We start from the raw sequence: 18,280 nt of genomic DNA on the forward strand, positions 1-18,280 counted from the left end.
TCCACTGGATGATTGTCCGCCCATTCCTCTTGCTTTTTCTTCATTTCTCTTTCAGCTTGCAGTTGCGCTTCTTTTTTCGCCTTCGTGATTTGTGTATCCATTTCATGAATGCCTTTTGCCAAATCATCTAGCGCAAAGAAGGCTTGCAGTTGCGGATCAGTATAAGATAAACTACCCATATTCCCTGCAATTTGAACTTGGTTGTTTAGGGCATTGAGGATGTTTTCCGCATCGCTTTTTTCTTTTTTGCTTTCAAATTGCTGTACTTTTTGAATCGTATCCTCTAGTTCTTTGCTGGCTGCAACCAGTTTTTCATCAAACTGGCTGTTCGGCATACTCAGTGAAATCAAATCACTTACGCTGTTGTAAATATTAGAGATGCGACTATCCATTTCATGTTTCTTGGGTTGGAGATTGGAAAGTTTGTTTTGTGTTTGCAGTAATGCATCTTCCAGAATAATCGCATTCTCATCACTTTCTCCCGTTGTTGAATGAAAATCCTGTAAGGTTTGCGCCATTTCTATACTAAGTAATTCATTGGTATCTTTCAATCCAATCACAACTGTATTTTGGTTATTATTGATGTCGTTGACAATCGCTTTTCCTGTTTCACCCTGCATGGCATCAGCTTGGATAATGCCATTCAATGCGTTTTTGGCTTGGTCAAGTTGATCATTGGTTTTACTGGTGTCTTTTTGGAGTTTTGCCAGTACTTCATTGAATTCCTTTAAATCTACTTGAAAGCCCACTTAATCCGCCTCTCTTTCTGGTGAAGTATGAACAGCTTCATAGAAAGCGAGCGCTTTATCTAGTGGTAAAAAGGCACTGGATAACTTGCCATTTGCTACTTGCATACTTCGTAAGAAAGTAAAAGCAAATTGGTCTTCCCATTCATTCGTCATCCCAGGTGAAACAACTCGCTTAATCATCATATTGGACACATAAATCGCTGGTGTGTTACTCATCTCACCAAACGGCCACAAGTAACCAAGATAATCTACCACATAATCGTTAAATCCCTCTCTTAACGGTACTTTGCGCCCTGTTAAAATCACGAGTTCTCCGAGTTCACTATTCTTGAACATATTTTGAATTACTTCAGGCATCATATCTACGTCCAATTCCACAACAGTACCTAGCGGCAAAATTTCGCTATAACACGCATCAATCAAACCCATCAAACGTAAAAATTGAGAAAATGGAATGTCTAATCGCGTTTCCAATCGTTCAAAATGAATTGCCTCATTCGGATAATCAAAAGTCACTGAGAATTTTGCGCCGATTTTTGGTTTGTTTTCAAAGACATCTTCTTGATTTCGAAACGCCTTGTAAACCTCACGAAAAAGGGAAGGCTGATTCCCCAGCAAGTTACCCATTTGTAATAGTTCGTCAGTAATCTCTAAATCTAATGTTTTGTCATTTTGTAAAACAACTTCTAAAAGTTCTCGTTTGTTATATTCGACCATATTATTTGAACCTCGCTGTGTTTTGTTGGATTACATTCGCCATTTTAGCATCTTCATCGACAATTTTATCCGCGACGGCTTTCATTTTGCCTGTGTCAGCAGAAGATACTCCTTTAAATGCTTCTAAAGTTGTTCCGGCTTTCTCTACTAAATTTTGAAAACCCGTCAACCGAGATAGATTATTCTTGGTAATGTTCGGTGAGGGAACTTTCTCTATCCGACTAACTGCGCTCTCTGCATTTGTGACTGCTCCGGTAAATTTCCCCTTATCTATACCTATTTTTCCCATTGGTATTTTCTCCTTTTTTTATAACATAGCACGTAAACCGCTAATACTTGCTGAAATGCTCGCAATAGCGTCACCTATTATAGACTGATCCATTTCTAATAGAATGATTTTATTATTCATCGCGTTTAGCTTTTCATTGTGCTTCTCTTTATCTGCATCAAGTGCTCTTGTGATTTCTTCTAATTTTTTATCGAATTTATCACGACGTGTTCCTTTAAACTGGCTTGTTGTTAGACTCCTGCCTAAATTGGTAAACTCTTTCTTATAAGAATCAAAATGATGAAGTTCTCCCTGTAAAGATCTCTTTGCGGCTTTTAAGCGCTCTAACTTTTGGGCATTTGCCCTGTGGCTAGCCATTTTACTATCATAACTTGCCTTAAATCGATCAACACTTGCATGGATATCCGCTTTTCGTGCAGCTTCTTTGGCTTTATCTTCTTCTTGAGCCATAATGTTTTCCCTCCTCAAAATCTATTTCCCTATCAAGACTATCTTTCTGTTTGTAACTACTCAGCCATACACACCACTCGCAGATAAAATTGATCTACTCACTAACTAATTTCACCCGTCCTGCATTTCGTCCAACAAAGAAATGAGACTCATCTAATTCCACTGTAGGTTCACTATAACTAGATTTCACATTTATCAATCCTTGATCAGCTAAACGTGTTCCAATCATCCCTGCTGGAATATTTGCTCGTAATCGTTTATTAAATTCATCATAACTGTTCTCAATTTGTTTTTGATTGCCGTGGAAAATGAAATAAACACCTACTTTAGAACCATTTTTTAAGTATTTATTGAATGTTTCATCCGAAATAAATGTTTTATCTCCAAATATTTGTGCATCTGGAATATACACAAACATCGGTTGATTTTCACTTTGTGTCTCTCTTTCTTCAATTTCACTCATTAGATCATTAACAAAAGTACTGTACTCCATATCTGATACAATCACATCGAAGCTTTCTTTGAATCTGCCAAATCGTTCGCTCCCATTAAACACAATTCTTTGTGCTTTCCCTTCAAAATGTTTAAAGTTTTGAACGATTATACGCTCAATATATTCCGTTTGCTGTGGCGTATCGTCTCCAATCACAAAATAACCATGTTTTTCTGGTACAAAACCAACGACATTTGTGGTTTCTTTACTTAGAGCAAGTGGTAGTTGTAGATTATCCAACATCTCTTGTACCTGTGGATTTGTATAAAAATCATGCATAGAGATCGTTTTAGATAACATCGGAATCTTGGTAGGACGTGTGCCCTTCCATTGCTGATTCATCTGTGCAATCTCTTGCTCTAAATTATTCAATCGATCAATATCATTTTTTCCATGAGTTGGTAAATAAATTTGAACTTCATGTGGCTCGTCTAGTTTGATTTGCGCTCGTCCAACAATTTCTTGCGAAATCAAAGCATCACGTCCTACAACATCTCGAATTGCACCTTCTTCCACAAGGAATAGCCCAATATGTGATGGAATATTACTCGCCATACTCATTCTGAAGCTGTTCGTACGAAGAACCGTCATAACTACATAGAGTCCCAAACTTGCTCCTTCTCGTAAAAGCTGATTTAACACAGATTCTATAGCTTCCTCTAAAGGACTCTCTTTAATTGAGTCAAAACCATCAACAATAGTAACAATCCCTGGCAACTGCTTTCCTGATTTCTCTTCATATTGAGACAGACTTGCGACACCATACTCTGTAAATGCGTCTTTTCGACTTTGAATTTCTTTGCGAATTCGTTTGAGGAACTTCATCAGTTTTTCTTCTTCCTCTAACCGAACAATATCCACCACATGCGGTAAATCTTTTATTGGAAGTAAACCATTCGTACCAAAATCAAATAGGTTAAACTGGACCTGTTCAGGATTGTTAGTTCTTGATAAATTCATTACAAGAGTTTGTAATGCAGTGGATTTCCCAAAGCCTGGAGATCCATAGATTGCAAGGTGACTCAACTCTTCTAAATCAAGTAAAAAGTCAATTTGTTCTTGTCTTGATGGAATATCCATCAAACCAAATGGAACTGAAAGATTTCTTTTCGAATCCCCTGAAGTTATTACATTAATCTTTGGACTATCAATTTCTGTTTGTAATGGAGGTAACCAAGGTTTTTCAGGAAGAACTGCATTTGTTTTTTCAGCATGAATCACAATATCTTCTACAATCGCGTCCAATTGTGTTAGTTTTTCTTCCTTTTTCATGGACACTTCATCATCTTGAGATAAATCTGTAGTTAACAATTCGTGCTGGCCCAATTGATTAATTAGCCAAATTCTTTCATCCACTTTTTCTTCATATTGTGCATCTGGATTATAAGTTGCTCCACTCCACGCAGATTGAAACAGTTCATAAATTTCATTGTTTCCGACCTGTAAATACGCTCGTCCTGGTTGAGTAATCGTTGCTGCATCAGGTGTTTTAATAATTTCATTTGAATCACTTGGATCGGCTACTTTTAATGCTAATTTGAAGCGTGAGTTTGACCAAATCTGGTCGTCCACTACTCCACTTGGCTTTTGAGTAGCTAAAATCAAATGAACTCCTAACGAACGACCAATACGTGCAGTTGATACTAGCTCAGCCATAAAGTCTGGTTCATTTGCTTTTAATTCTGCAAATTCATCGCTGATTAAGAAAAGGTGCGGCAATGGTTCTGATGGATATTTTTTCTTTTCTACAGGATCAGCAATTTCTTTTCCCTGTTTGTACAACTTGGTATACCCATTAATATGATTAACACCAAATTCACCAAATTTCCGTTGTCTCTTTTGTAATTCTGCTCGAATACTTTGTAATGCTCTTGCAGAACTTGCACCATCTAAGTTTGTAATCGATCCTAAAAGATGTGGTAAATTCTTAAATAAATTCGCCATACCTCCACCCTTAAAATCAATCGGTAAAAAGCCAACGTCTTCTGGTGCAAAATTTACTGCTAAAGATAAAATATAACTTTGGACAATTTCCGATTTACCAGATCCTGTTGTACCTGCCACGAGTCCATGTGGGCCATGTGCTCGTTCGTGTAAATTCAAATAAACAATGTCATCTTTTCCTCGAACACCCAAAGGAACAGCTAATGACTTTGAAGTGTCTGCTTTTTCCCAACGAGCACCAATATGTAACTCTCCAACATTTTTCACATCATATAATTCTAGAAAGTCAATCGATTCTGGAATCGCGTTTTTCTCTACCTCAACATGTTCTAAATTAGCTATGCGTTGTATTGCTTGCCCAATTGGATAACTTTTGGGTAAATGGTTGGGAACAAAAAGTTGATTCACGTACTCATTATTATTGTTAATTAATACCGCGGATTCGTTACTTTGATAATCAATAACTGTGGTTGCTGTCTCTGGCAACATGTTTAACGCGTCTTTCCCCCAAATGACCGTAACACCGTATTGACTCATATCTTCAGCTAAAAATTCATTTAATCCATGCCCAGAGAGCCAGCTCTCGTCTAAAATCGTAAACATATAATGCGGAGCAAAGGTTACTTTCTCATTGCCCGCCTCTTTGACTTGTTGCCGACGTTTTGTTAACAATTGATAGAAAGAATTTAAAACCATGTCACGTGTCTGTGAATTATGAATAATTCCTCGTAAATTTAAGCTCCGTATTTGAAAATGTGGCAACCAACGCCAAGCATGCCAACAATCTTGATAATCTTCTTCTGGAACTAATGCTACAAATTCTACATCTCTATAAGAATGTAAAACGGAAAGCTGAAATAATATTGTCTGTACAGCTATTCGTAGTACTGTTTTTGTTCCTGCAAGTCCTAACGTTTGATTTAACATCGAGATGGCAATAGGTGCATCTTTTAACGTTTGATGTGGCCAAACAATTTTTTCTTCTGCAAAATTACTTAAAGCATCATCTTCTTCTCTTGAATGATAACTGACTTTATAACTACTTTGAATCTCTCCATGACCCAAACGAATACTTATAAAATCAGCATTTGTCATAGTTTTTTCATAAATTCGTGGACTATATTCTTTTGTCATCAAAGACAATGAATCCATGTCAGGGAAGTTATACGTTAAAGCTTCAAATTGCTTTTGAGAGAGCAACGACAATTCTTTTTCCTTTTGAATAAGATACTTTTCATAGTACTCACTTCGCTTAAGATTCTTTTGTTTCACTTCTTTCTTATTCGTAATATAACTTGAAACAGAGAACCCTGCCGTGAGTAAACTTACCCCCCCCATGCTTAACATCATAATAGGGTTTCCATTACTTAATACGCTCGTTGCACCACTTAAAACAACCATTGCCAATGGCGGAACAATCGTACGCAATAAATCACTTCTCCCATCAGTTTCCTCAGCTCTTGGAGGTTGAATTGCTATCTCTTCTTTAGGCTCTCGTAAATGAATTCTTGGACTACGTCTAAATTCAGGGAAATTTTTTGGGTATTCTGGAATAAATATCTCGTTAATAATCTCCCAAGAATTTAGTGAAAATTCTTGGGTTATCTTACACAACTTAAATTGTTTTTCTCTCAATTCAATAAGCACACCATCAATAACAAGTTGATCCCCTACAGACAAAACTTTTTCTAATCGATCTACTTTCTTTCCATTAAAGTAAACTAATACCCCATTTGAAAACAGATTTAACTGGTAAGTTTCATTCTTTTCATTAAATTTGACCAGGGCAAAAGCCTTAGTCGGAATGGTGATTCCTGAGTCCTTTGAAGAAGAAATCACAAAATTTGTTTTCGGCTTGATAGTAGTTAAAACTTCTAATTTTTCATGAGGTAACGCGAGAATTCCGTCCTTCATATCACCTGTCCATGGATCTTGATCCAAGAACAAATGCGTGCCATCAAAAGAAATTTCATGGTTACCAATCTTAAGTGATGGCTTTGACATTGTTAGTTCGTGACGCGAAAATATATGACCAAATGAAAAAATATCATAGAGTACAGACGCTTTATTTACAATTTGATCATCAATTGGTACACCTTCACTAGACAATCTATTGTTTAGATTTCTGATCATCCGTCTTCCCCTCCAATAACTTCATGTACTTTTCCATCTCTTCCTTATATTTCGAAAGTAATTCTTGTTTCTTCGCACCATTCATCTTGTTATCTGCATTCGTTACATCATAAACTTTTGTATAGGCGTGAAGAATATATTGATTATCTCCAATATTTTTAGCAATATTTAAGGCCTTTTCAAAGTCTCCTTTTCCTATATAGATCCAATAAAGTAATGTGTTATCATTTGATTTTTGGGAGATAGTCCCTAATACAGATTCTTTCTGCTCATTAGACAAGCTATCTAGTTGAATCGAGCTCACTGCTAACACATAAAGTGCGCTTTTAGGAAGATTCTCTGGTTTGTCCTCCTTTAATGTATCTAGAACATCTGAATAACTATTTGAAATAAACTTTGATTCGGCACTTATGATTCGTTTTTGCTGAGGTACAATATTTAATGAATATATCCCTACCCCTATTGAAAGACCTAATGTTGCAAGACCAAGAATAATTGTTCCCCACTTAAAAACAGTGTGATTTCTACTTTTCACCAGTATGCTTGTAGCATTTCTTTTTTCCTTTTGAATCGCAACTGTTTCCATTAGTAACTTGTCTATCTCTTCAAACGAAGAAGATTCTTGAATTTTTTCGGAAAAAGGATCTCGGACTGCACCGGCCCCATCAATTAGATTCTCAAAATCCAGCTTTGGATTTAAAATATAAAGAAGTAATGCCTTGTATTGTTTTAGATATACTTCTTCTGTTGAAAGATAAGGAATAACGGTATTCATTACGCCACGATGACCAATAAACAACTCTTCCCCAAAAATAAAGATGTTTTTAGGATGGATAAATGGCGTTACTGGTTGGTTAAGATATTCTTTTAAGAAATTTACTTTTTGTGCTAAAAGAAGGCGATCAAATGCATCTAATTTTTTAACATATTGTTCAAGTGAAAAAGATAATTCATCTTTTTCATAAGTGATAATGACCTGTTCTTCATTCGCCACTTCTATCTTTCCAGTCAAAAAGTGTGGTGCTTTATTTAAAAATAACTGGAATTGCTTTACACCTGACAAAGAATATTGATTAGCTGTCAAGTGCACTTTAATAAAAGTAGATGTAGTTTCCTCTTTAATAACTATCAAACTATTTCTCATTTCCCCCATACTCTAGTGTTCCTCCAAACTCCCTATAATTTCTTTTACGACTAATTGATCACCATCCGCCAATGGATATTTCGCCAATATAACATTTTCATCTAAATGAATTGGCTTATTTTTTACTTCCAATGAAAAATAAGTGGGCAATTCTATATTTACTAAAGATAATGAATCAACCAATAGTTCTTTCAATCTATTAGAAGAAACCTGATTAGGTATTGTTAAATCAAGTATTTGCTCATTAACATGAAGTTCGATATTAATCATTGTTCTTTCTGCCATTGTTTACTCCTTTTTCCGTATAAATAGGTTTGAAAATCTTTTACCTAATAACCATCCTAAAATTAATATTCCAATCACACCCATGCTTAACAGTATCCAGAAGGTCCATCTAGGAATTTCATAATTGGTATCTTCTACAGTTGCTTCATTTTCATTAGAAGCTGTATAGTCTTTAGAAAACAGCTGCTTGGTAATTGTATCCTGTGGTTTCTTTTCTACACTCTCAGCGGTAAGAAATACTTTTTCTTTTATACTTGAAGTACTCTTTCTATTTTCTTTCTCAAGTTCCTTATTTTTTGTGTTTTTGTCTTTTATAAACAAATCTTCTATCCCTGTAACAGAATTATTATTTTTATGATTTTCTTTTTCATAAATCACGTTGTTATGAATCGTTAGTTTTCCATCTTCAGCATAGGCTAGACTGCTAAAACTAGTAAAAAGATTTATCACACAAAAAGAAATTAGAAGAGAAAAAACGAGAAATTTTGGTTTTATCATTTTTTCCAAATTCGTACATCCTTTCTCCTAACAACATAAGCTATTGCTTTTGTTCAGCTTTTTCTGACTTTTTCACACCTGGAAAAGCAATGAAATTCGTACCAATTCCTACAACAATAATAATTACCAATAACAAGTAACTTTCCCATCCAACATGAATACCATTGCTTAGTGCTGTATAACCATTTTCTATGTTTTGAAGCGGTGAAAAACGATAAAGTAAATCGACAATACTACCCGGACGAGTATGCATTCCTAATAATGGTGTTAACATGAGATATAATCCTAAAAGTGAAACACAAACATAGAGTGTTATATTTTTAAACTGACGAGAAAAACCTGTTATTAATAAAGTTCCACCTAAAATATTTAGGAACGTGTAACTAAACCAAGGGATATTAAACACTCTCAAAATACTAAAAGTAGTTATTCCAGCAAAGAATAGTGAGATAATTAGACTGACACCTGTTACCTTCATAACATTAGGAACATTTAGCCATGCCCTTGTAGGTGTAATAAAAACCATATCTTTCGTAATTTCTCTACGTTGAATAGTACGACATAAGGAAATGCCGGTAATGACTGAAAGAACAGCTCCAACAAGTGTCATATAGTAAGGAATAATAGACGTTTGGCGAGTAGCTTCAAAACTTCCTTTTGTAGCAATTGGGGCTGATAGAAAATTGAATACTTTATAATTATCTGCTCCACCTCGTTTGGTATTAGAAAGCACTTTGCTAAACTCTTCTGAGTATTTTTCATTTTTACTTGTATTCTTTTGAATTTGAGTGACTGAAGTATTTAAATTATTCAAAACAGTATCTGCATTTTTTTGAACATTATCTGTATTTTCTTTCAACTCCTGAATTTTTGGAGAAATGTCATGAGCTTTCGCTGCAGATTTTTCTATACTTTCAGCCGAGTTCTTTGAACTCTGAACTAAATCTTCCATTTCTTTTACTAAGCTATCTGTTTCTGAAGAAATTGGTATTATATCGTTCTCTGCAGGATGTTGATTTTCTGCAGGATGTTGATTTTCTACAGGATGTTGATTTTCTGCACTTTTTACAGATTCTTCTTGGATTTTTTCATTTTCTTTCCATGATTGATACGCTTCATTAATCTGTTGATTGGCTTGCACAAACCAATTATTTAACTTTTCTGCTTCATTCAGAAACTTCTGAGGTTCAGTCATTAGATTTAAAGTTCCGTATAATGTATTTTTTGTTCCATCATGATTTTTATCCGTTGTTGATCCAATTGTTTCTTGTAAATTTTTTATCTGGCCTTCAATATCTGTATAGAGTTGATTTCCTTTATTCTTAAATTCTTCATAAATTTTCTCTGTAATAGCATCTATCTTTTGTTCACCTGTGATATTGTTATACATACGATAAACAGAGTTTGGATTTGCCAACTCTTCGAGAGTCTTCTCTTGATTTTCAATTTTGTTAATCATATCTGCATAGCTATCAATAGATATGGAATCTTCTGGATTTCCAAATAAGGTAACGATTTGCTGTGCAGTGCTATCAAGCATTTGAAATTGTTTCAATAACTCAGGTAAGTCAGCTATTAAATTCTTATTTACATCTATATATTCTGCATAGCTGGCATTCACTTGAGTTTGCTCATTAACAATCCATGAATAATCAACAGAGACAAAAGATTTTTTCTTCATTTCTTCATCCAAGGTCCAATCAAAATCCGCCTTAAACGTTAAGCTAAAACTTGAAGGTAACGGCGGAAGATCCTTTTCTTTAGAAGTTGGCCTATTAGGCTCATTTTCTGTTTCCGGTTTCGGCTCTGGTTCCGTTGGCGGATCTACTGGCGGTTTCGGCTTTTCTGGTTCCGTTGGCGGATCTACCGGCGGTTTTGGTTTCTCTGGATCCGTTGGCGGATCTACCGGCGGTTTTGGTTTCTCTGGATCCGTTGGCGGGTCTACCGGCGGTTTTGGTTCCTCTGGTTCTGTGGGGTTCTTTTTCAATGAAATACTGAATTCATGATTAGAAACTTCACTCCACTCAGAAATGTACCCATATGATTTGAGTTTTTGATCCAATTCTGTTTTTAACACCGGTAAAAGATCCGTCAAATTTCTTATTCCTAAACTTCCTTGTTCTGTATGGTCTGTCTTCAAAGAGATTCTATTATCTTTTGTTGGATCAATAGATATAGTGACCTCCCTACTATTTATAGGAATTATAGCGTTATGTTCAGGCTTAGCTTCTAGATAGGAAAAGTTTCCTTCCTTTCCTATTTCTTTTTCAAAATTTTTCGCATAACGCCGAACTATAGTTAGCTCATCTTGGAATTTTTTAGATTGAGAATCAGTTATAATATTCTCAGCAATTAACTTTTGTAAAAGATTTTCTAAAGTGTCTGCTGGAATTTGTGGTAGACTTTCTTCTATCATTTGACGATAACGATTATCTAAATTAACTTTATTTTCTTTTGAATCAGCCATTAGTTTCACAATAGCCTGTTTAATATCCTCCTCAGAAGCTGTATCCGGATTTTTTTCTGCACTTCCATAATAAGTTTGTGCAATCTGTTTTCTTAAATCATTAAGAGTTTCAACTTGCGATTGCAATTGCTTAATTTCATCTTTTAGTTCATCAATTCGAGCAGTTTGTGTTTCTTGAAATAGCTTGGCGTTTAGCAAGAATTCCGTATAAACCCCAGATGAATTCACTTCACCTGCTGCCGGTGTATAAAAGTTTCCTAGTTGTTTAAACATTGATTGGTTCAAACCATCATATTTTGCTTTATATCCCGATAAATCAGATTGCCGTTGGTTTTCTAATTGCGTTTTCTGTAGGTTAAATTGATCCTCAAATTGCTTTTTTTGTAGGTTAAATTGATCCTCAAATTGCTTTAAGGAATCTTTTAACTTTTCATTTGTTTTATCGATATTTTCGTTAGCTGATTTTTTGGCTTCTTTTGTCGAGGTACTGCCTGCTTCTAAGCTCTTATTATTATCATCCATTAGAGTTTTTACGGATGATACAAATGCTTGTTGTTCCGAGAGAAAACCTTTATTATCTTCATCAAGAATACTCGAAACATTTGATAAATTATTAAATCCTCCCGACAACTCCTTAAATGGATCTTGAATATTTGTCATCAGATATTTCTTAGCATCAGTTTCTGCTCCAACAATTTTATTAACATTTATTTGGGCTTCTGATAAATTTCCTACAATACTTGAGAAATACATCTGCACAACTCGTTGATTGAAATCTTTCAAAATATCATTTACTTGTGTTTGAACGGCTTGATTGGATATCTCATTTTGCCCTTTACGTACACGATAATTAATGGTCGCCTTTTCTGGTGCTATACTTTGAAGGGACAAAAGACGTTCGGAGAAATCTTGAGGAATAATAATTTCTGCATCAAATTGACCATTCTCAATTCCTGCATTAGCAATATTCCTACTGACCGTCTGCCAACTTTTTTTGGAATCTTGATTAATCAGAGTAACAAAGTCTGCACCTAGTTCATACTTCCTCCCCTCAAAAACAGCCCCTTTATCTTCATTCACTAAAACATATTGAACCTTGGATACTTTTTGATTTGTAGACCGGTACACATTATCATCTTTAAAACCAAAATAAGTGAAAGTCAAAATAAGAAATAATCCACCAAGTATAATGATGAGTAATGGAAAATAACTCTGATATTTTTTTATCAAAATACATTTCTTCCTTTCAGATAAATTAAAAAAGGTGTCAGCACAATGAGTTGCACTGACCCCTTTTTTAAACACTTAATTTAAGCCAAACGAACCTGCATCCTGACGGTCACGGTCTGCGACTGTATCTGCATATTTGGTCAACTGCATATGAATACTTTGTAATAAATTTTCCATTTGTTTCACATTACCTTCAAGCTGTTTGTATTGCTCCAAGTAAGCTCGAAAAGCTTCCCCCTGCCATTCTTGGGCAATCGTTGAATTCATAGAATTCACTTTACGAATAGCGTCTTCAATTTGTGAAGAGGCCGTTTGATATATTTTCGCCTGAGATTTGAGTTGTTCGGGTGTGACCGTAATAGCTCCTGCCATAATATCATCTCCTTGTTTTCTAACTATCCTTACGGATAATATAATATAATTCAAAATTATTTTAAATCTTGGACCAAGCGAGCTTCTTTCTTTGCCTCTCATTATATACACACGTGTCTTATATGACACACAGAAAGAAGGAGAAATATTATAAACATAAAATAATAAGTGAAATAGAAAAAGGAAGGTCATAATTTAATAATTACAACCTCCCAAAAAATATAAACCTTATGTAGAAATTTTAATTTCGTACTTCTGTTTTATAAATTCAATTAATTCTTCATTCATCTTGTAATAATTATCGGCACCTATATATTTACAGACCAACTGTGCTTTTTTTAGCATTTCTTCACCTTTTTTATTTCCTCTCAAACATTCCCAAATACCATTAATCATTAATTTTAGGTTTTTTTCAAAAAACATTTCTTCTTCGAGTGAAAATGAATTCATTTTATCCATATATTTCCATATAAGGTTCATCCTATCATGCTGGATAAAGAAAATAATTGCATTTGTTAACATCCTAAAGCATTCACTTTTTCCATCTCTAAATTCTTTGTAATGATTGATTCCCAAAAGTGCTTTTTCAAGGGTGATTTCTATAAATTCAGGCGTAAATGCAAACATACAGTTGTTGAATAAAACTAGTTCATAGCGAGTCCATGTCTGCATGTTTATTAAATATTGATAAATTTTAGTTTCTCTTGTTTCAAGAGTTTCATTTTTTAATCTAGCAATGAGCAACTGGCATAAACTCGAAAGATGTTCATACTTAATTCCATCTCGCCCTTTAACTAAATTACAAAGACTTTCTAGTCTTATTAACTCTTCTACATCTTTCTTCATAAAAGCATTTCTTATTTCACCCATAATCTGACTGATTACATTTACATCCTTTGGGTAATCAAAAGCTTTTAATTCATCAAAGTATACATTAATTCTAGAAAGCATATAAGTTAGATTTGTAACACTAGTATCTGCACGATTATTTACAAATCTGTTGTAAACAGATCTACTAACAAAATCACCACAAACATCTTTAATAGTTAGTCCCTTTTGTTTTCTCGTATAATCAATAAGTTCTCCGATCTCCATAAAACATCTCGCCCTTCCGAATGATTCTTATCCGACTAATATGTGTCGTATTTTTATAAAAATCACTTATTACGCTACACATTCAAAAAAATCGCCTTTCTCTTATTATTATTTTTTAATAAGCAATGAAAGGAGTTGTTACTATGTGGTGGTGGATAATAATCACTTTATAGAATAATTTTGCACCAGAACCTATGTATTTTTCGCTGATGGATGAAACAATAGTGTCATTTACATTTAAGCAAAACCAAAAAAATACATAGAAAAGATCATTTTTTAATAAGATACACCAGAATTTCCTCCATCATTTCTTCATGATAAAACGAAATAACCAAATTCCTATATTTTATATCATGCTGGGGTACAGCCGAGATATATGTAAAAACAGGTCATAGACTTACTTTTATTTCCAACGTGATTTGAAACTGGATTTTTTATAAAAAAACAAGTAGATTTTTAGATTCTAAATAAATTTATACTTGTTTTGCTTTACTACATTGCTTATTAAAAAACATTGAAATAATGAATAATAATACTCCTATTGCAAATAAAATTAGGTTATTTGACAAAATCACTTCATCTTTCCAATATGCTAAAAATATTAATAAACCATGTCTAACTGAAAAAACAATCCTAATCCAAATATTGAAAGCAGATATGGAGATGTATTCCTTTCCTTTTCTTTCCTTTTACCTCCTTTTTATCACTATATTAGCACATTTTGTATTAACTTGTTAAATTAATACTTATCAAACTTATTTTTTGATGCCTTTTAGTTGAAACTCCAGCATTATAGAAATGGTTCGAATTACAGGCAATAACCCATCCTATCATTATCAATGCTAAAGAAAACAACTTAAGACACGCCCTATATATAATCTAAATCTTTAAGATAAACCCAGGATATTCCCCCTATAACAGCACCAACTATCTCTAGAATCAAACCCCTATATTTTTGTAAAAACATCAAGTTATCCCTTTCGTACAAACAAAATATTCCATATATAAATTATACGGTTCTGGTGCAAAAATAAAATAAAAGAGAATAAAGCGCATATATTCCTAACGGAATCGTATCTTATGCTACCAGTCCAAACAATTGATGGATGAATTTTTTCTGGTTTTGGACAGACTGGTCCCGTAAATCAATCTGTTCTTTTTTAATCATATGCATAGCTTCTACTCCAGAAAGAATGGATGTAGCTGTGTCAAAACATTTGAACCCTAGCATAGAATGGATTCGCTTCTTTATAAAGCGATGATCTTGTTCTACTATGTTATTCAAGTATTTTTGTTGTCTAAGTTGCATACCATCAGGTATGCTTTTCTCTTTTTTCAACTGTTCAATTGCTATAGGATAAGCTGGATTCTTATCGACTGTCATAACACGAGGCTGCGAAACATGAAAAGACCGCAAAGCTTTCTTGAAAAAGCGCTTTGCAGTCTTCTGGTCTCTTGTTTTTCCTAGGCAAAAATCGATTGTGTTTCCTCTCGAATCAACAGCACGATACAGGTACATCCATTGACCTTTTACTTTGATATATGTTTCATCGACTCTCCAAGAGTCATTTGTTTAAGGTGACGTCGGATTCGTTTGTCCAATTCAGGACCATACTGGTGTACCCAAGGCATAATCGTTGTATGAGAAATAGATAAACCCCGTTCTTCTAGTATTTCCACCAAATCACGAAAACTGAGGTTGTACCGTAGGTACCATCTTACCGTTAACAAAATAATATCAGGCTAATAATGCCTCCATTTGAATACATTTTCCTTTTCCATACCAATCACGCACCCTTTCTAAAGTAATAGTAACAGTATGTCCAAGATTTATAGATTCATTGCAGTTGTCCTTAAGTTTTTGCACCAGAACCAGGAGTCTTCTTGGCTAAAATGATAAAATAAATATTACATAATGATCTATTAATCTTTGAATTATTTGTAAGAAATGCTAAAGTTAAATAGGTTAAAAAAATATATAAAGTGAGGCGATATTTTTGAAAAAGTTTAGCTTATTACTGGCGGTATTTGTAATGATTGTTTCATTATTTATCCCTAATCTTGCAAGTGCTAAATCTTTCCCTGATGTCCCATCTAATCATTGGGCATATAAAGAAATTAACTATTTAGCGGAAAAAGGCATTATTAATGGTACTCCGGAGGGATATTTTAATCCTAGTGACAATGTAACTCGTGGACAAATGGCATTAATGTTAGATTTATCGTTAAATTTAGAAAAGCCAGCTAGCTATACTCATATTTTTTCAGATGTAACCAAGGGTATTTATTACTATGATTCTGTACATAAGTTAGCGCATTATAACATTGTACAACGTGAAAAAAACTACTTCCCTGATCGTTCATTAACTCGTGCAGAAATGGCTGTCGTACTCGTCAAAACATTTAATTTAAAACCTACAGGTACTGACGTAAACTTCCCTGATGTTCCAGCTAGTCATTGGGGTTATCAATATATCAAAACTTTAGCTCAAAATAATATTACTGCTGGATTTCCTGATGGTACATTCGGTCCAGACTTAAAAGTAACTCGTGAGCAATTCGCTGCATTCTTAGCTCGCGTATTAGAACCAAGCTTCCGTCCAACTCTTCCTCAACCTAAAGGCAACTTAGAAGTTCATTATATTGATGTAGGACAGGGTGATGCAACGTTTATAAAGTCTCCAAGTGGAGAAACTATCCTCATTGACGGAGGTAACAACGGCAAAGGTAAGGTAGTCGCAAATTATCTAAAGGGACTAGGATTCCAAACCATTGATTATATGATTGCTACGCACCCTGATGCCGATCATGTAGGCGGCTTAGATGAAGTTCTTTATTCCATGAATGTAAAAAATGTTTATGCACCTAAAGTAAGTCATACAACCGATACATTTAAAGACTTTTTAACTGCAGTAGCCGACAAAGGATTAACAATTAAAGAAGCAAAGTCTGGCCTGAATTTACCCATAAACGGTTTAAACTCACAATTCCTAGCTCCTGTTAAAGAATATGGTGACGACTTAAACGAATGGAGCGCTGTATTAAAAATAACGCACGGCAGCAAATCATTCTTATTTACTGGCGATGCTGAAGCGAAAAGCGAAAAAGATATGGTTGCAGCGCATGGGTCAAACTTAAAATCAGATGTATTAAAACCTGGTCACCATGGAAGTAAGACTTCTTCTTCTCAGCCATTTTTAGATGCAGTCAAACCAAACATCGCTGTTATTAGCGCCGGTGCAGGTAACAGATATGGACATCCTACACAAGAAACTTTAGCAAAGTTATCTTTAATGTCTGTTAAGGTGTATAGAACAGATTTAAATGGAACTGTAGTTATTGATAGTGATGGTTCAAATATTTCTGTTAGAACGGAGAGATAATTATGCAAAAAGGAATTATTGACCGTTTTGAAGGAGAATTGGCAGTTATTGAAATGAAAAGCATAACAATTGATGTGCCAAGATCCAAACTCCCATCTTCTGCAAAAGAAGGTGACGTTCTTATTATTGAGGATGATAAGTATACCATCGATAAGAAAGAAACCGACAAAAGAAAGCGTGAAATTCAAAATTTAATAGATAAACTATTTGAATAATAAATTTTCAAATTAAACATATCTATGTGAAAAAGCCGGCTCTTATGAGTGGGCTTTTTCACATACACATAGGATTCACTTTTGTATTTTATATTTACAATGTAAATGAGTTGATAGATACGGGTAAGAAGGTGGGACATTTTTTTCAACTGAAGGTATACCTTATGAACAAAGAGGACTAGCTCCTGGAGCAAATAAAAAGCCGTATAATGTTTATGAATTAATTAAACCAGTAGACGCTATGGGCGGAAAAATTGCGCCATGGTTTGGTGAATCTGGCATGGGGACACAATCTGAGTTTATTGAACTCCCCCCACTTTCACTTCGTTTAGAAGAGGGGGGATTCCTAAGTAAAGAGTTCTATCGAACTCTAATTTATTAGGCTATCTCCACAGTCCTTGCGGTTAGAAGCCTTATCGCCTCATTCTTTAGATTGATACTTGCGTTAATATCCCTATCATGGTGTGTACGACAAGAAGGACAGTCCCATTTACGTAGGTTTAGATTTTTAACGTCTTTGTTTTGATATCCACAACAAGAACATAATTGGCTTGAAGCAAATGTTTTCGATACGACAATGATTTGTTTGCCGTACCATTTTGCCTTATATTCCAACATAGTTCGAAACTGAGACCATGATACCTCACTAATTGCTTTTGCTAACTTATGATTCTTTAACATATTCGATACTTGCAAATCCTCTATACCAATAACATCGTGGTTTTTGATGATTTCAGTTGAGACTTTGTCCAAGTAATCTTTTCTAGCATTCGTCATGTATTCATGAATTCTAGCTACTTTTACTCGTTGTTTATT

At 34.5% G+C, this 18,280-nt stretch carries 14 protein-coding genes and 3 pseudogenes; 3 read left to right on the plus strand and 14 right to left on the minus strand.

Going from position 1 to position 18,280, the window contains the following annotated elements:
• The 13 genes and pseudogenes from BAU27_RS11690 to BAU27_RS11750 all read right to left on the minus strand — a co-directional run.
• On the minus strand, positions 1-749 hold a 749-nt coding region (locus tag BAU27_RS11690), incomplete at its 3' end, for a T7SS effector LXG polymorphic toxin (RefSeq protein ID WP_217653932.1).
• Positions 750-1,466, minus strand: coding sequence for a DUF4176 domain-containing protein (locus BAU27_RS11695; RefSeq protein ID WP_071770966.1), 717 nt, complete (start codon positions 1,464-1,466; stop codon positions 750-752).
• A 1-nt stretch (position 1,467) separates the two neighbouring features.
• Positions 1,468-1,755, minus strand: coding sequence for a TIGR04197 family type VII secretion effector (locus tag BAU27_RS11700; protein WP_071770967.1), 288 nt, complete (start codon positions 1,753-1,755; stop codon positions 1,468-1,470).
• Positions 1,756-1,773: 18 nt separating this feature from the next.
• Complete coding sequence (locus BAU27_RS11705) at positions 1,774-2,205, minus strand: DUF5082 family protein (protein WP_070179093.1); 432 nt, start codon at positions 2,203-2,205, stop codon at positions 1,774-1,776.
• Positions 2,206-2,299: 94 nt separating this feature from the next.
• A complete protein-coding gene (gene essC / locus BAU27_RS11710) occupies positions 2,300-6,775 on the minus strand; it encodes a type VII secretion protein EssC (protein ID WP_071770968.1) in 4,476 nt (1,491 codons plus the stop codon).
• Positions 6,753-7,928, minus strand: coding sequence for a type VII secretion protein EssB (essB, locus tag BAU27_RS11715; protein WP_071746621.1), 1,176 nt, complete (start codon positions 7,926-7,928; stop codon positions 6,753-6,755). The genes essC and essB overlap by 23 nt, the downstream gene beginning before the upstream one ends.
• Before the next feature lie 3 nt (positions 7,929-7,931).
• Positions 7,932-8,204, minus strand: a complete 273-nt coding sequence (locus BAU27_RS11720; protein ID WP_071746622.1) for an EsaB/YukD family protein — start codon at positions 8,202-8,204, stop codon at positions 7,932-7,934.
• A gap of 3 nt (positions 8,205-8,207) precedes the next feature.
• On the minus strand, positions 8,208-8,702 hold the full coding sequence (gene essA, locus BAU27_RS11725; protein ID WP_244159119.1) for a type VII secretion protein EssA: 495 nt from the start codon (positions 8,700-8,702) through the stop codon (positions 8,208-8,210).
• 40 nt (positions 8,703-8,742) lie between these two features.
• Positions 8,743-12,399, minus strand: coding sequence for a type VII secretion protein EsaA (esaA, locus tag BAU27_RS11730; protein WP_071770969.1), 3,657 nt, complete (start codon positions 12,397-12,399; stop codon positions 8,743-8,745).
• Between the two features lie 75 nt (positions 12,400-12,474).
• Positions 12,475-12,771 carry a WXG100 family type VII secretion target gene (locus tag BAU27_RS11735; protein ID WP_002186998.1) on the minus strand — a complete coding sequence of 99 codons (297 nt, stop codon included), beginning with the start codon at positions 12,769-12,771 and terminating at the stop codon, positions 12,475-12,477.
• Positions 12,772-12,999: 228 nt separating this feature from the next.
• Complete coding sequence (locus BAU27_RS11740) at positions 13,000-13,866, minus strand: Rgg/GadR/MutR family transcriptional regulator (RefSeq protein ID WP_071746624.1); 867 nt, start codon at positions 13,864-13,866, stop codon at positions 13,000-13,002.
• A 726-nt stretch (positions 13,867-14,592) separates the two neighbouring features.
• A pseudogene (locus tag BAU27_RS33365) lies at positions 14,593-14,833 on the minus strand (hypothetical protein).
• A gap of 111 nt (positions 14,834-14,944) precedes the next feature.
• Positions 14,945-15,603 (minus strand): annotated as a pseudogene (locus tag BAU27_RS11750) (IS6 family transposase).
• 260 nt (positions 15,604-15,863) lie between these two features.
• Between BAU27_RS11750 and BAU27_RS11755 the strand changes: the two are divergent.
• The 3 genes and pseudogenes from BAU27_RS11755 to BAU27_RS33370 all read left to right on the plus strand — a co-directional run.
• Positions 15,864-17,249, plus strand: coding sequence for an S-layer homology domain-containing protein (locus BAU27_RS11755; protein ID WP_071734877.1), 1,386 nt, complete (start codon positions 15,864-15,866; stop codon positions 17,247-17,249).
• Between the two features lie 2 nt (positions 17,250-17,251).
• A complete protein-coding gene (locus BAU27_RS11760; RefSeq protein ID WP_071734878.1) occupies positions 17,252-17,464 on the plus strand; it encodes a DUF3006 domain-containing protein in 213 nt (70 codons plus the stop codon).
• A gap of 139 nt (positions 17,465-17,603) precedes the next feature.
• Positions 17,604-17,846: pseudogene (locus tag BAU27_RS33370) on the plus strand (TNT domain-containing protein); the annotation flags it as partial.
• On the opposite strand, the gene BAU27_RS11770 reads toward BAU27_RS33370, so the two are convergent.
• The coding region (locus tag BAU27_RS11770) for an RNA-guided endonuclease TnpB family protein (protein WP_139254643.1) at positions 17,843-18,280 on the minus strand (438 nt) is incomplete at its 5' end. The pseudogene BAU27_RS33370 and the gene BAU27_RS11770 sit on opposite strands and share 4 nt — an antisense overlap.

This window comes from Bacillus sp. NH11B (assembly GCF_001884205.1).
In the GTDB taxonomy this organism is placed as follows: domain Bacteria; phylum Bacillota; class Bacilli; order Bacillales; family Bacillaceae_G; genus Bacillus_A; species Bacillus_A proteolyticus.

Excerpts from the sequence above, each read along its gene's own strand:
- essC (WP_071770968.1), bottom strand. The coding sequence starts at position 6,775 with ATGATCAGAAATCTAAACAATAGATTGTCTAGTGAAGGTGTACCAATT.
- BAU27_RS11720 (WP_071746622.1), bottom strand. The coding sequence starts at position 8,204 with ATGGCAGAAAGAACAATGATTAATATCGAACTTCATGTTAATGAGCAA.
- BAU27_RS11700 (WP_071770967.1), bottom strand. The coding sequence starts at position 1,755 with ATGGGAAAAATAGGTATAGATAAGGGGAAATTTACCGGAGCAGTCACA.
- essB (WP_071746621.1), bottom strand. The coding sequence starts at position 7,928 with ATGGGGGAAATGAGAAATAGTTTGATAGTTATTAAAGAGGAAACTACA.
- BAU27_RS11695 (WP_071770966.1), bottom strand. The coding sequence starts at position 1,466 with ATGGTCGAATATAACAAACGAGAACTTTTAGAAGTTGTTTTACAAAAT.
- BAU27_RS11760 (WP_071734878.1), top strand. The coding sequence starts at position 17,252 with ATGCAAAAAGGAATTATTGACCGTTTTGAAGGAGAATTGGCAGTTATT.
- BAU27_RS11735 (WP_002186998.1), bottom strand. The coding sequence starts at position 12,771 with ATGGCAGGAGCTATTACGGTCACACCCGAACAACTCAAATCTCAGGCG.
- BAU27_RS11740 (WP_071746624.1), bottom strand. The coding sequence starts at position 13,866 with ATGGAGATCGGAGAACTTATTGATTATACGAGAAAACAAAAGGGACTA.
- BAU27_RS11705 (WP_070179093.1), bottom strand. The coding sequence starts at position 2,205 with ATGGCTCAAGAAGAAGATAAAGCCAAAGAAGCTGCACGAAAAGCGGAT.
- essA (WP_244159119.1), bottom strand. The coding sequence starts at position 8,702 with ATGATAAAACCAAAATTTCTCGTTTTTTCTCTTCTAATTTCTTTTTGT.